This is a genomic window from Leifsonia sp. Leaf336 (assembly GCF_001423695.1).
In the GTDB taxonomy this organism is placed as follows: domain Bacteria; phylum Actinomycetota; class Actinomycetes; order Actinomycetales; family Microbacteriaceae; genus Leifsonia.
In genome coordinates this window covers 1,118,041-1,131,774 of sequence record NZ_LMOZ01000001.1, presented here as the reverse complement: position 1 = coordinate 1,131,774, position 13,734 = coordinate 1,118,041, and the positions used below count along the sequence as shown (strand labels likewise).

Here is a 13,734-nt window from a genome sequence, read left to right as displayed (position 1 = left end):
ACTCCTTCGTCTCTTGATGGGCGCTCGGCCGCTCCCGTCCCCGGGGAGCGCGCGTGACGCCACGGTGACTATAACTGAACCGGTTCAGTAATTCCAAGAGTTGACGTCCTGGGAATCGGGTGTATATCGGATTCGTCTTCTCACGCCCGCGCCGGGACGCTCGTCGACCGCACGATCAGCTCGGACGGGCGTGCTCTCCGCGTCGGCGTCTCGACTCCCGCGAGCTCGTCGAGGAGCATCCGGGTGGAGCGCCGCCCCTGCTCCTCGGGGAATCGCGCCAGCGCGGTGAGCGGGCGGGAGGCGATCCGGCACACCAGCGAGTCGTCCCAGCTGACCAGGGCGACGTCGTCCCTGCCGCGTCGCGACAGCGCGGCCTGGGCGCCGAGCGCGAGCAGATCGTTGGAGGTCACGATGGCCGACAGCTCCGGGTCGCCGGCGTGGGCCGCGGCGATCCGCTCACCGGCCTCCATCGAGTAGTCCGACGGCTCCGACGCGGCCTGGATGCCGAGGCCCGACGCGAAGCGGGCGATCGCCCTGGCACGATCGCGTTCGTGCTCGAACTCGCTCGGGCCCTGGATGTGCAGGATGCGGCGGTGCCCCAGCCCGTGCAGGTGATCGACCAGCAGCCCCGCGTCGCCGGAAGCGTCGTAGAGCAGCACCCGGCCGGGCGCGATCTCCTCGTCGTTGCCGTGCAGCACGAACGCCAGGCCGAGTTCGTCGAGCAGCGCGGGGCGCTGGTCTCCGATCGCGATGTCGAACAGCATGACGCCGTCGACGCGCCGCTCGGCGCTCCAGCGCCGGTACGCGGCGAGATCCTGCCCGTTCGACGGGCCGACCATGCGCAGCAGCAGGGACTGGCCGCTCTCGGCGAGTTCGGCCTCCACCCCCGCCAGCAGGCTCATGTAGTACGGCTCGGTGCCGAGCAGGCCGGGATCACGGCGCAGCACGATCCCGATCGCGTCGGACCGCGCACGCGAGAGCGCCCTGGCGCTCGAGCTCGGATGCCAGCCGAGCTCGTCGGCGAGGTCGAGCACGCGTCGACGGGTGTCGTCGCTCACCCCGGGCTGGCCGTTGAGGGCGTACGACACCGAGGCCTTGGACAGCCCGAGCCGGTCGGCGAGGCCGCCGATCGTCACTCGTGTCGCTGACACCATCGACCGCTCCCTTCGCACGCCGGACGGGCCAAGAGTACATCGGACTGAAGCGGTTCAGTGCACCGGACGGCGCCGGACGGTTTGCGTGGAGTCGTCCCGGATTCCCGACGAACGGCCGGGCCGCGACCCGCGAGAATGGCCGGAACCCATCTGCAGAGAGGTCTCCCGTGTCCAGCACCGTGTTCGAACGTCAGCGTCCCGACGCCTCCGTCGTCGCCCATGCGCTCGCTCCCGCGCGGCAGGAGGTGTTCTGGATCGAGGACGCCCCCGGCGACCCCTACCCGCGACTGAAGGGCGACATCGGTTGCGACCTCGCGGTCGTGGGCGGAGGCTACACGGGCCTGTGGACCGCACTGCTCGCCAAGCGCGAGAACCCCGACGCGCGCGTCGTGCTGCTCGAGGGCCGGCGCATCGGCTGGGCGGCCTCCGGCCGCAACGGCGGGTTCTGCGAGGCCAGCCTCACCCACGGCGACGAGAACGGGCGCAGCCGGTTCGCGGGCGAGTTCGACCGGCTCCAAGAGCTGGGGATGGCGAACCTGGACGAGATCGAGGCGACGATCGCCGAGCTCGGGCTCGACGCCGATTTCGAACGCAACGGCGCCATCGACCTCGCCACCGAGCCGCACCAGGTCGAGTGGCTGCGGGAGGCCGCGCAGGGCCCTGACACCCGCTTCCTCGACGCGGAGGCCGTGCAGGCCGAGGTGCACTCCCCCACCTATCTCGCCGGCCTCCTGCGCACCAGGGACTCGGCGCTGGTCCACCCGGCCAAGCTGGCACGCGCCCTGGCCCGGGCCTGTGAGGCGGCGGGCGTCGAGATCTTCGAGCGCTCCCCCGTCGAAGGCATCGGCGACGGCACCACGCTGTACACGCCGGAGGGCGTGCTCCGGTCGAAGCGCACCGCGCTCGCCACCAACGTGTTCCCGAGCCTGCTCAAGCGCAACCGCCTCGCCACGGTGCCGGTGTACGACTACGTGCTGATGACCGAACCGCTCTCGGCCGAGCAGCTGGCGTCGATCGGCTGGTCGGGCCGGCAAGGGCTCGGCGACTCGGCCAACCAGTTCCACTACTACCGGCTGACCCGCGACAACCGCATCCTGTTCGGCGGCTACGACGCGATCTACCACTTCGGAGGCCGGGTCCGCGAGCGCTACGAGAACCGCCCGGAGACCTTCGGGAGGCTCGCGAGCCACTTCTTCACGACGTTCCCGCAACTCGAGGGCCTGACCTTCACGCACCGCTGGGCCGGCGCGATCGACACCTGCAGCCGGTTCTGCGCGTTCTTCGGAACCGCCCGCGGCGGCACGGTCGCGTACGCCACGGGATACACCGGCCTGGGCGTCGCCGCCACGCACTTCGGCGCCCAGGTGATGCTCGACCTGCTGGCCGGCCGCTCGACGGAGCGCACCGAGCTGGCGATGGTCCGCAGCCGCCCGCTGCCGTTCCCTCCCGAGCCGGCGGCCGCGATCGGCATCAACCTGACCCGCTGGTCGCTCGACCGCGCCGACCACCGCGAGGGCGAGCGCAATCTCTTCCTCCGGACCCTCGACGCCGTCGGGCTCGGCTTCGACTCCTGAGCGACCCGGCATCGGCGCCGGGCTCGCCTCCTCCCCTGTCAGAAAGGACGGTGCTGTGACCGCAGCCTCCTCGCCCCCTTCGTCCACCCTGTCCGAGCAGGACGGCTCCGTCCGCCTGCACGGCGTGACCAAGCGCTTCGGCGAGGCCACGGCCGTCGACGGAATCGACCTGGAGGTGCGCAGCGGCGAGTTCCTCTCGCTGCTCGGCCCTTCGGGATGCGGCAAGACGACCCTCCTGCGCATGATCGCGGGCTTCGAGCAGCCGGACGCCGGCGACATCCTGGTCGGGGGCGCGAGCGTTCTCCGCACGCCGCCGCACAAGCGGCCGGTGAACACCGTGTTCCAGTCGTACGCGCTGTTCCCGCACATGACCGTTGCAGAGAACGTCGCCTACGGACTCCGCCAGAAGCGCGTGCCGCGGGCCGAGCTCGCGCAGCGGGTGCGCGACGCGCTGGAGCTCTCGCGCATGGGCTCGTTCGCCGACCGCAGCCCGCAGAAGCTCTCGGGCGGCCAGCAGCAGCGTGTCGCTCTCGCGCGAGCGCTGGTCAACCGGCCGCGCGTCCTGCTCCTCGACGAGCCGATGTCGGCCCTCGATCGCAAGCTCCGCGAGGAGATGCAGATCGAGCTGAAGCTGCTCCAGCGCCAGCTGGGCATCACGTTCGTCTTCGTGACCCACGATCAGCAGGAGGCCCTGTCGATGAGCGACAGGATCGTCGTGATGCAGGGCGGCCGGATCGAGCAGCTCGGAGGCACCGAGGAGATCTACACGAACCCGGCGACGGCGTTCGTCGCCGGCTTCATCGGCAAGCAGAACTTCATCGACGCGGTCGTGCAGCCCGACGGCGCCCTGCTGGCCGCCGACGGCGCGGTGACCGGCGGTCACCCCGAGGCGTTCGCCCGTCACGACACCCGCCCCGGGGCCCGTGTGCGCGCGGCCGTCCGCGCCGAGGCGATCGCGGTCACGGCGTCGCGACCGACGGGCTCCGCCGTCGCGGGCACGCTCGCCGGCATCTCGTTCCTCGGCGACGCGATCCAGTACGTCGTCGTCACCGACTCCGGACTCGAGCTGATCTCCCGGGTCGCACCCTCGCGCGCCGAGCAGCTCGCGACGGGCGATCGGGTGTGGTGCGGCTGGGACGACGACGCGCTGCACGTCTTCGCAGCGCCCGAGCCAGACGAGGAGGCCGCGTAGATGGCCGCATCCACCGCGCGCGCCGACGTCGTCGCGCTGATCCCCCGCGCCTCCACCGCGCGGATCAGCCGCCGGGCGCTGCTCGGCGGGTTCGCGCTCGGCGCTGCCGGCCTGGCGCTGAGCGCCTGCAGCCGGCAGACCGGGTTCGGAGCCTCCGCCCGTCCGGACGGCGTGGTCGAGAGCCAGCTGAACATCTACAGCTGGGGCGACTACGACGACCCGGGCAACATCAGCGCGTTCCAGAAGGCGTCCGGCGTCACGGTGCAGCTCGACTCGTACGGATCGAACGAGGAGATGATCGCCAAGCTCGGTGCCACCCGCGGCACGAGCGGCTACGACATCGTCGTGCCGACCGGCAACTACGTGCCGATGATGGCCGCCAGCGGCCTGCTGCAGAAGCTCGACCACTCGCGGCTGAAGAACCTGGGCAACCTGGAGGCCGCCTACACGAACCAGTCGTGGGACCGCGGCAACGTCTACACGGTCTGCAAAGACTGGGGCACGACCGGGTACGCGTACGACACGAACGTCATCTCGCGCCCGATGACCTCCTGGGCCGACTTCCTCGACGCCGCGCAGAAGGAGGCGAGCCGCAACGTCGCCGTACTGGAGGACCCGTGGGAGGTCACCAGCATGTACTTCGCGGCCAACGGCATCGACCCGAACACCACCGACAAGGCGCACCTCGACGCCGCCGAGAAGTACCTCGTCGGCACCCTCGCGCCGCACGTCAAGGCGTTCAACTCCACGGCGGTGACCTCCGGCATCCCCGAGGGCACCTTCGCCCTCATCCAGGCGTTCAACGGCGATGCCCGGCAGGGGATGCTGGCGAGCGGCAAGATCCCGAAGAACTGGAAGTTCGTCTACCCGACGCCCACCGCGAACCTGTGGATGGACACCTGGGCGATCGCGACCGGCGCCCAGCATCCCGACGCCGCCTACGCGTTCATCGACGCGATCCTCGAGCCGGACGCCTCCTACAAGGAGGTCGACTACATCGGCTATTCGACGGGCGTGAAGGGCCTCCGCGAGCGCGCCGAGAAGGAGCAGTTCGACCTGCCGGAGCTGGTGTTCCCGTCCGACGAGGTCATCGCCCGGCTGACCCCGGCCGAGCTCAACGACGCGGCCGAACGGCTGGTTCAGATCGTCAACCGGATGATGGCGAAGGCGGGATCATGACGGCGACAGCGCAGACCACGACCCTCGGCGGCGCGCGCGAGCGCTCACGCCGCCCGGGTGGACGCACGAGGATGTCCGGGACGACCGTCGCCGGCTTCCCCACCTGGGCGTTCGTGCTCTTCTTCTTCATCGTGCCGCTCGCCCTGGTGCTCTGGTACAGCTTCGGCTACAAGCCCGACCTCTTCTCGGCGCACGCGAACGACCGGCTGTCGTTCGACCGGTACGGGGAGGCCCTGGACGCGACCTTCCTCGGCACGTTCCTGAACACCCTGCGCATCGGGCTGGTCGGCACGGCCATCTGCCTGGTCATCGCGGTGCCGTTCGCCTACTGGCTCGCGGTCAAGCTGAAACCGCAGTACCGAGCCCTGGCGCTTGCGCTGGTGCTGGTGCCGTTCTGGACGAACTTCCTCGTGCGCACGCTCGGCTGGCAGATCGTGCTCTCGCCCCAGGGGTTCCTCTCGCAGCTCCTGCAGAGCACCGGCCTCCTGCACGGCAAGCTCGACGTGCTCTACACGCAGGCGGCGGTGCAGCTCGGCGTCGTCTACAACTACCTGCCGCTGATGATCCTGCCGCTCTACGTGGCGATGGACCGCGCCGGCCGCCCGCTACGGGAGGCCAGCGCCGACCTCGGCGCGAACCGGGTGCGCACGTTCCTGCAGGTGACCCTGCCGCTGGCCGCGCCGGGGATCGCCTCGGGCTGTCTGCTGGTGTTCATCCCGCTGATGGGCGACTACGTCACGGCGTCGGTGCTCGGCGGGGCTCAGGGCAACATGGTCGGCCAGCTGGTCGCGAGCCAGTTCAACACCGCGCAGAACTGGGCGCTCGGTTCCGCGATGGCCGTGCTGCTGATGCTGTTCATCGCCGCCGCGGTCGTCATCGTCGGCGGGCTGGCCCTGCTGATCCGTCTCGTGGTGCGCCGATCGCGCCGCGTCGACCTGGGAGGTGCCGCATGACCGGGACGACGATCGAGCGCCCGGCGCCGCGGCGCCGACGCCGCGACGGCGTCGCGATCGGGCTGACCGTGTGGGGCGTGCTGGTCTTCGCCTTCCTGTTCCTGCCGATCCTGGTGATGCTCGTCTACTCCTTCAACACCGGGCGGCTACTCGCCACCTGGCAGGGCTTCGGCTTCGACGCCTACGCGAACGCCTGGGCGAATCCCGTCATCCGGGCGTCGGTGGTCACCTCGCTGCAGGCCGCGGTCGGCGCCGCGGTGGTCTCGACCCTCCTCGGCACGCTGGGCGGCCTCGCGCTCGCCCGCGCGGCCCGGAAGGCTCCGTGGGTGCTCTGGGCGACCCTGCTGCTGACGATCACCCTGTTCACGCCCGAGATCGTCGATGCGATCTCGATGCTCCCGTGGTTCGTCAGCCTGGGCACCGACTTCGGGATCGGAGTGTTCAGCAACGGCATGGTTCGCCTGATCGTGTCGCACGCCGTCCTCTCGGTGGCCGTCGTCACGTTCATCGTGCGCGCCCGGATGCAGGGCATGGACGAGTCGCTGGAGGAGGCCGCCGCCGACCTCTACGCTCCGCCGCTCAAGCGCTTCTGGCAGATCACCCTCCCGGTGGCGAGCCCGGCGATCTGGGCGGGAGCGCTGATGTCGTTCACGCTGAGCCTCGACAACACGATCGTGTCGAGCTTCGTGCAGGTGCCGGGCGCGACGCCGTGGCCGGTGTACATCTTCAGCTCGCTGCGCGTCGGGCTCCGCCCGGAGATCGCCGCGGTCTCGGCGGTGATGTTCGTGCTCACCCTCGTGGCGCTCGCGGTCGTGGCCCTGGTGCTGCGAAAGAGCGGAGCCTCCACCGAAGAGATGGCGAAGACGTTGGCGAGCGCATGAGCGCCGCGCAGGACGAAGCGAGGAGGACGATGGACATCCTGAACGAGACCACGACCGTGCCGGCGCTGGGCCTGCCGCTCCGGCCCGTCGAAGGCGACGAGCTGACCGGCCTGGCCGAGCTCGGGCGCTTCGGCGGGCTGGAGGTCGGCGTGTGGCAGATGGCGCCGGGCACGGCCTCCGATGTGGAGGCCGACGAGCTGTTCGTGGTGATCGCGGGCCGGGCCGTCGTCGACTTCCCCGACACAGGGCGCCGGCTCGAGCTCGGCGTCGGCGACGTGGCCCGGCTGACCGCCGGCGACCGCACGGTCTGGACGGTGCATGAGACCCTGCGGAAGGTCTACCTGACGCCGTGACCTCCGCGGCGGGTGGAGGGCCGGCTCAGCCCCGCACCCGCCGGGCCAGCACCGCAGCGTGCAAGGCGCCGATGGTCTCGCCGTCGTCCAGATCGAGGCTCAGCAGGTCTTCGATGAGCGCGAGCCGCTGGTAGAAGACCGAGCGCGAGAGATGGCTCGCCGCCGCCGCGCGGGTCCGGTTTCCCGGGTGGCTCAAGTACGCCCGCAGCACCTCCACGAGATCGCCGTCGTTGGCGAGGTCGTACTCGATCAGCGGGCGCAGCATCCGCTCGGCGTACTCCTGGAGGCGGGGGTCGTCGCCGAAGGCGGTGACCAGGCGCAGCAGCGGGCGGCTCTCGGCGCGCTGCACGACGGCGTGGCGGCCGCGTCCGCCGGCGCCGCGCCCGCTCAGCTCGACAGCCTCCTCGACCGACGAGAGCAGCCCAGGGATGCCCCGCGCGTCCGACCCGACGCCGACGACAGCGGCGTCCCCGCTCGCGAGCGCATCGGCGACAGCGTCCGCCGCGGGGCGTCCCGTGCGCGCCGACACCGCCACCACCAGCAGACCGGGCGACGACGGGTGCGCCGCCGCGATGGCCTGGGCGCCGGCGGCCGTCGCGGCCTCCACGGCCCGAGCGACCGCGTCGCGCTCGAGGCGTCCGGAGCGACTGCGGACGACGACGCCCGCGAGGGCGCGCCCGGCGACCGGGAACCCGGCGGCCTCGAACCGTGCGGCCATCCCGCCGTCGCGCGCGAACCGACGACCGAGGAGCGCCGTGAGCAGGGCGTCGTGGCTGCGCCGGATCCACTCGTCGTCGTCGCGGTCGGCGAGGCGGCTGAGAGCGAGCGCCACGGCCGCCTGCTCGAGCACGCTCGACCGGCCGGCGGGGTGCGGTTCGCCGGGCAGCGCGACGAGGTGCCCCCAGCGCATCCCGCGCGCCTCCACCGGCGTCATCGTCCAGCCGGGCTCGCCCGCGCCGCGGTGGGCCGCCCGGGAGCGCTGCTCCCAGCGTTCCAGCTCGGCTTCGCCGTCGCCCACGTTCTCGGCGACGAGCACCTGGTGGCCGGTGCCCTCCAGGACGACCGGGCAGGCGAGCGCGCGTGCCGCCTGCGCGACGATGAAATCGGCGGGGCTGCCGCGCAGGCTCAGGCCGGTGAAGAGCTCGCGGATCTCGTCGCGTGCCCGCAACGCGACCGTCTGGTCGTCGATGATGCGGGCGTGCACCGCCTCGGTGATGGCGACGAACCGCGCCTCGCGGTGCAGCACGACGAACGGGAGGCCGGCGGCGCGGAACTCCTCGACAAGCGGCGCGGGAGCGACCGGTGTGCGGTCGCCCAGCTCCAGCACGAGGCCCGCGATCTCGGCCTCCGCGAGCTCGCGGCCGAGGCTGCGCAGCCCGCGGGCGTCGCGCGGCCAGCCGAGGCCCGTCGCGAGCAGCAGTTCGCCGCCGGAGACGAGCCGGGCGACGTCCACCGTCTCGGCGACGTGCACCCAGCGCACCAGGACGTCGAGGCCGCCCTCGCCGGCCAGCACCTCGGGAAGGGCGTCCGCCATCGGGTCCATCCGGAGGATCTCCCGGACCGTCGGGAGGAGCATCCGCTCGCCTCCCGGACGAAATGTACTGTCTTGCCCGAACGCCCGACGATCTGGCATCACCGATCGCTCCTCCGCTCTGTGATCATGGGGATTGCAAGCCTACTTCCCCGTCGGGCATTCCGTCCGGCTCTGCACTTCCAGGAGGACCCCGTGGCCCTGATCCGCCACTTCGTGAACGGCGAGGAGGCCGGCGAGCCGGCACGCCTCGGACCGGTCTTCGATCCCGCAACCGGCATCCGCCAGCACGACGTCGCGCTGGCCAGCGCCGCCGAGACCGAGGCAGCGATCGCCGCGGCGAAGGCCGCCTTGCCGGGGTGGCGCGCCACGAGCCTCACCAAGCGCGCCGACGTGCTCTTCCGGCTCCGCCACCTCCTCACCGAGCGCCGCAGCGAGCTGGCCGCCATCGTGACGAGCGAGCACGGCAAGGTGCTCTCCGACGCCGCGGGCGAGATCGGCCGCGGGCTCGAGAACGTCGAGTTCGCCTCAGGCCTGATCGACAAGCTCAAGGGCGAGTACAGCGAGCAGGTCTCCACCGGCATCGACGTGCACAGCGTCAAGCAGCCGGTCGGCGTCGTCGCGTGCATCACCCCGTTCAACTTCCCGGTGATGGTCCCGCTGTGGATGGTCGCGAGCGCCATCGCCTGCGGCAACACGGTCGTGCTGAAGCCGAGCGAGAAGGATCCGTCGGCCTCCGTCTACCTCGCCAAGCTCTTCGCCGAGGCCGGACTCCCCGCGGGCGTGCTCAACGTCGTCCACGGCGACAAGGAGGCCGTCGACACGCTGCTCGACTCCCCCGACGTCGCGGCCGTCTCGTTCGTCGGCTCGACGCCGATCGCGCGGTCGATCTACCAGCGCGCCAGCGCGAACGGCAAGCGGGTGCAGGCCCTGGGCGGCGCCAAGAACCACATGGTGGTGCTCGAGGACGCCGACATCGAAGCCGCTGCCGACGCCGCCGTCTCCGCCGCTTACGGCTCGGCGGGCGAGCGCTGCATGGCGGTCAGTGTGCTCGTCGCGGTCGGCGAGGCGGGAGACAAGCTCGTCCCCGCGATCCAGCGACGCCTCGGCGGGCTCGCGATCGGCCCCGGCACCGACCCGGCCAGCGAGATGGGCCCGCTCATCACCCGCGAGCACCGCGACAAGGTCGCCTCCTACGTCGCGAAGGCCGCAGCAGAGGGCGCGACCGTCGTCGTCGACGGCACGGCGCAGCAGTTCGACGGCGACGGGTTCTTCGTCGGCGTCAGCCTGATCGACGACGTCGAGCCCGGCATGGCCGTCTACGACGACGAGATCTTCGGCCCGGTGCTCTCGGTCGTGCGCGTCGACACCTTCGACGAGGCCGTCGCCCTGATCAACGCGAACCCGTACGGCAACGGCGTCGCCCTCTTCACCCGCGACGGCGGCGCCGCCCGCCAGTTCGAGTTCGAGATCGAGGTGGGCATGGTCGGCATCAACGTGCCGATCCCCGTGCCGGTGGGCGCCTACTCGTTCGGCGGATGGAAGAACTCGCTGTTCGGCGACTCGCACATCTACGGTCCCGAGTCGTTCCACTTCTACACGCGCAGCAAGGTCGTGACCACGCGCTGGCCCGACCCGGTGCACTCGAAGATCGAGCTCGCCTTCCCGGGCAACTCCTGATCCGTAGACGGCTCGATCAGCAGGAAGGGACTTTCACATGACCGACACCATCACTACCTCCGCCGGCACGGCCGCCCGCACGGGATTCACCGACCGCCGCGGCGTCGAGCACGCCTTCGGCGACGCGGACGCCGAGACCCAGGTGCGCAGCGACGACCGCAGCCACGTCTTCCACTCGTGGAGCGCGCAGGCGCAGATCGATCCGCTGCCGATCGCCGCGGGCGAAGGCTCGACGTTCTGGGACTACCAGGGCAACGCGTACCTCGACTTCAGCTCGCAGCTGGTCAACCTCAACCTGGGTCATCAGCACCCCGACCTGGTCGCCGCCATCCAGCAGCAGGCCGGCCGACTCGCGACCATCCAGCCCTCGATGGCGAACGACGTGCGCGGCGAGCTCGCCCGCCGCATCGCCCGAGTCGCGCCGGGAACACTGAACAAGGTGTTCTTCACCAATGGCGGGGCCGACGCCAATGAGTACGCCGTGCGCATGGCGCGACGGGTCACGGGTCGCCGCAAGGTTCTGTCGATGTACCGCTCCTACCACGGCGGCACCGCGACGGCCATCTCGCTCACGGGCGATCCGCGTCGCTGGGCCAACGAGCCGAGCGACTCGTCGGTCGCCCACTTCTTCGGGCCGTACCTCTACCGCTCGGCGTTCCACTCCTCCACCCCGGAGGAGGAGACGCAGCGCGCCCTCGAGCACCTCGAGAACGTCATCGTGCTGGAGGGCGCGGCCACGGTCGCCGCGATCATCATCGAGACGATCGTGGGAACCAACGGCGTGCTCGTGCCGCCGCCCGGCTACCTGGCCGGCGTGCGCGCGCTCTGCGACAAGTACGGGATCGTCTACATCGCCGACGAGGTGATGGTCGGTTTCGGCCGCGTGGGCGAGTGGTTCGCCGTCGACGCGTTCGACGTCGTCCCCGATCTCATCACCTTCGCCAAGGGCGTCAACTCGGGGTACGTCCCGCTCGGCGGCGTGGTCATCTCCGACGCGATCGCCTCGTTCTTCGACGACGTGTCCTTCCCGGGCGGCCTCACCTACTCGGGCCATCCGCTGGCGTGCGCCGCGGGCGTGGCGACGTTCGACGTGTTCGAGCGCGACGGCATCCTGGAGCGCGTGCGCGACCTCGGCGAGCGCGTCGTCGAACCCGAGATCACCGCCTGGCTCGACCGGCACCCTTCGCTCGGCGAGGTCCGCGGCCGCGGGCTGTTCTGGGCGCTCGAGCTGGTGCGCGACCGCCAGACGCGGGAGCCGCTGGTTCCGTTCAACGCCGCCGGCGCCGACGCCGCACCGATGGGCGCCGTCGCTGCGGCGTGCAAGGCGGCGGGTGTCTGGCCGTTCACGCACTTCAACCGCATCCACATCGCTCCACCGCTGATCATCGACGAGAGCGAGCTGCGCCACGGTCTCGCCGCAATCGACGCCGCCCTCACCGTCGCCGACGGCTACGTGAACTGATCAGGCGTGGCGAACGGAGGAGCCCTGCCCCGCCACACCGCGCTCCGGCGACCTGCGGAGGAGATCGGGGCGCACCTCGCCCCGATCTCCTCCGTTGTCGACATGGCGTCTGTCGACATGGCGTGTGGGGCCGCGCCCTCACCCCGGGCTATCGTGGCTGTATGAGCGAACCCGGGGACGGCCGCGTCGCGGTCTATATCGACTTCGACAACATCGTCATCTCGCGGTACGACCAGGTGCACGGCCGCGGTCAATTCATGCGCGACCGGCAGAAGTCGGGAACGCAGCCCAAGCCCGCGTTCGTGGCGAAGCTGGCCGAGGCGCGCGTCGACCTCGGCGCCGTCATCGACTTCGCGTCGTCCTTCGGCACCCTCGTGCTCACCAGGGCGTACGCGGACTGGTCCGCCGCCGTCAACGCGGAGTACCGCGGACAGCTCGTCGGCCGGGCCGTGGACCTGGTTCAGCTCTTCCCCGCAGCGGCGTACGCGAAGAACGGCGCCGACATCCGGCTCGCGGTCGACGCGGTAGAGGATCTCTTCCGGCTGCCTGAGCTCACGCACGTCGTCATCGTCGCGGGCGACTCGGACTACGTCCCGCTGGCCCAGCGGATCAAGCGCCTGGGGCGCTATGTCATCGGCATCGGAGTCGCGGGCTCGACGGCCCGCTCGCTCGCCGCGGCCTGCGACGAGTTCGTCAGCTACGACGACCTCCCGGGCGTCGCACGCGACGAGGCGGCGACCGACGCCGCCGAGGCGATCCTGCCGGCAGAACAGCCGTCTGCAGACAGCGACACCGACGCCGCGGATCAGCCCGCGGCGAGCGCCTCGGCCACCACTCGACGCCGCCGCGGTGCCGCAGCCGAGCCTGCTGAGAATGCCGAGCCCGATGAGACCGCCGAGCCCGATGAGAACGGTGCGGCGGCCGGCCCGGAGAAACGTCCCGCCCGCAAGCGAAAGACGGCCGCGCCGGAGCCGGAGCCCGAGGACGAGGACGAGCCCGCCGAGGATCCCCAGATCGTCGCCACACGACTGCTCGCCCGCGCGATGCAGCTCGGCCACGAGAAGGACGATGCCGAGTGGTTGCACAGCTCGTCGGTCAAGGGGCAGATGAAGCGCATGGACCCGTCGTTCAGCGAGAAGGCGCTCGGGTTCCGCTCGTTCAGCGACTTCATCAAGTCCCGCAGCACACTCGTCGAACTGGACGACAGCTCGACCGCCCAGATGCTGCGGCTGGCGCCGACGCGGTCGCGGCGTGTTCGCCACAGCGGCAAGGCGACGGACACCGTGTCGGCCTCATGAGCGGGCAGGCCGCTGCCGCGGAGCCGCCCGTACGGCGCGACCGCGGGCGCCGGCCCGGAGTGGTGACGGCCGTCGCCGTGCTCTGCTGGGTCGTCGGCGGAGTGGAACTCGTGCTCAGCATCCTGGTTCTGGTGCTGGCGGCGATCCCCGGCGCCCTCCCCTCGGCGCAGGCCGGAAGCCTGCTCGCGTCGTCCATCGGCTACCTCGTCGTCGCACTCGCCTACCTCGCGGTCGGTTTCGGCGTCTTCCGCGGCGTCGACGTCGCGCGAGTCATCGTGCTGCTCGCGAGCCTGATCCATCTGGCCGTCGGCCTCTACACCGCGCTCACCAGCGAGCCGATCGCGGGCATCCTCTCCATGGGGCTCGCGATCGCGATCGCGCTCCCCCTGTGGATCGGCCGCGGCGCCGCGTGGTTCGACGCGCGGCGCACGCCACGACCCTGACCACACGATCCTGACCTCCACGACCCTGCCCTCC

The 13,734-nt window shown here is 71.2% G+C and carries 12 protein-coding genes; 10 read left to right on the top strand and 2 right to left on the bottom strand.

The window, feature by feature from the left end; genetic code table 11:
- Positions 1-140 precede the first annotated feature (140 nt).
- Positions 141-1,154 (bottom strand): LacI family DNA-binding transcriptional regulator, encoded by a 1,014-nt coding sequence (locus tag ASF88_RS05540; protein ID WP_055915293.1) that lies wholly within the window; start codon positions 1,152-1,154, stop codon positions 141-143.
- Between the two features lie 167 nt (positions 1,155-1,321).
- Between ASF88_RS05540 and ASF88_RS05535 the strand changes: the two genes are divergently transcribed.
- Genes ASF88_RS05535 through ASF88_RS05510 form a run of 6 tightly spaced genes read left to right on the top strand, consistent with a single transcriptional unit; the run spans position 1,322 to position 7,286 of the window.
- Positions 1,322-2,728, top strand: a complete 1,407-nt coding sequence (locus ASF88_RS05535) for an NAD(P)/FAD-dependent oxidoreductase (RefSeq protein WP_055915290.1) — start codon at positions 1,322-1,324, stop codon at positions 2,726-2,728.
- Positions 2,729-2,783: 55 nt separating this feature from the next.
- Complete coding sequence (locus tag ASF88_RS05530) at positions 2,784-3,920, top strand: ABC transporter ATP-binding protein (protein WP_055915287.1); 1,137 nt, start codon at positions 2,784-2,786, stop codon at positions 3,918-3,920.
- Positions 3,921-5,099: a polyamine ABC transporter substrate-binding protein gene (locus ASF88_RS05525; RefSeq protein ID WP_055915285.1), complete on the top strand. Its 1,179-nt coding sequence runs from the start codon at positions 3,921-3,923 to the stop codon at positions 5,097-5,099.
- The gene (locus ASF88_RS05520; protein ID WP_082518767.1) at positions 5,096-6,052 is read left to right on the top strand and encodes an ABC transporter permease; all 957 of its coding nucleotides are present in this window, start codon (positions 5,096-5,098) and stop codon (positions 6,050-6,052) included. The genes ASF88_RS05525 and ASF88_RS05520 overlap by 4 nt, the downstream gene beginning before the upstream one ends.
- Positions 6,049-6,933 carry an ABC transporter permease gene (locus ASF88_RS05515; protein ID WP_055915279.1) on the top strand — a complete coding sequence of 295 codons (885 nt, stop codon included), beginning with the start codon at positions 6,049-6,051 and terminating at the stop codon, positions 6,931-6,933. Before ASF88_RS05520 ends, ASF88_RS05515 begins: the two co-directional genes overlap by 4 nt.
- Before the next feature lie 29 nt (positions 6,934-6,962).
- Positions 6,963-7,286 carry a cupin domain-containing protein gene (locus tag ASF88_RS05510; protein ID WP_055915276.1) on the top strand — a complete coding sequence of 108 codons (324 nt, stop codon included), beginning with the start codon at positions 6,963-6,965 and terminating at the stop codon, positions 7,284-7,286.
- A gap of 25 nt (positions 7,287-7,311) precedes the next feature.
- On the opposite strand, the gene ASF88_RS05505 is transcribed toward ASF88_RS05510, so the two are convergent.
- Positions 7,312-8,862 (bottom strand): PucR family transcriptional regulator, encoded by a 1,551-nt coding sequence (locus ASF88_RS05505; protein ID WP_055915273.1) that lies wholly within the window; start codon positions 8,860-8,862, stop codon positions 7,312-7,314.
- A 150-nt stretch (positions 8,863-9,012) separates the two neighbouring features.
- Between ASF88_RS05505 and ASF88_RS05500 the strand changes: the two genes are divergently transcribed.
- The 4 genes from ASF88_RS05500 to ASF88_RS05485 all read left to right on the top strand — a co-directional run bounded on the left by ASF88_RS05500 (position 9,013) and on the right by ASF88_RS05485 (position 13,700).
- A complete protein-coding gene (locus ASF88_RS05500) occupies positions 9,013-10,497 on the top strand; it encodes a CoA-acylating methylmalonate-semialdehyde dehydrogenase (RefSeq protein WP_055915268.1) in 1,485 nt (494 codons plus the stop codon).
- A 37-nt stretch (positions 10,498-10,534) separates the two neighbouring features.
- Positions 10,535-11,959, top strand: coding sequence for an aspartate aminotransferase family protein (locus tag ASF88_RS05495; protein ID WP_055915265.1), 1,425 nt, complete (start codon positions 10,535-10,537; stop codon positions 11,957-11,959).
- A 161-nt stretch (positions 11,960-12,120) separates the two neighbouring features.
- The gene (locus ASF88_RS05490; protein WP_082518765.1) at positions 12,121-13,257 is read left to right on the top strand and encodes an NYN domain-containing protein; all 1,137 of its coding nucleotides are present in this window, start codon (positions 12,121-12,123) and stop codon (positions 13,255-13,257) included.
- A complete protein-coding gene (locus ASF88_RS05485) occupies positions 13,254-13,700 on the top strand; it encodes a hypothetical protein (RefSeq protein ID WP_157498244.1) in 447 nt (148 codons plus the stop codon). The genes ASF88_RS05490 and ASF88_RS05485 overlap by 4 nt, the downstream gene beginning before the upstream one ends.
- Positions 13,701-13,734 lie beyond the last annotated feature (34 nt).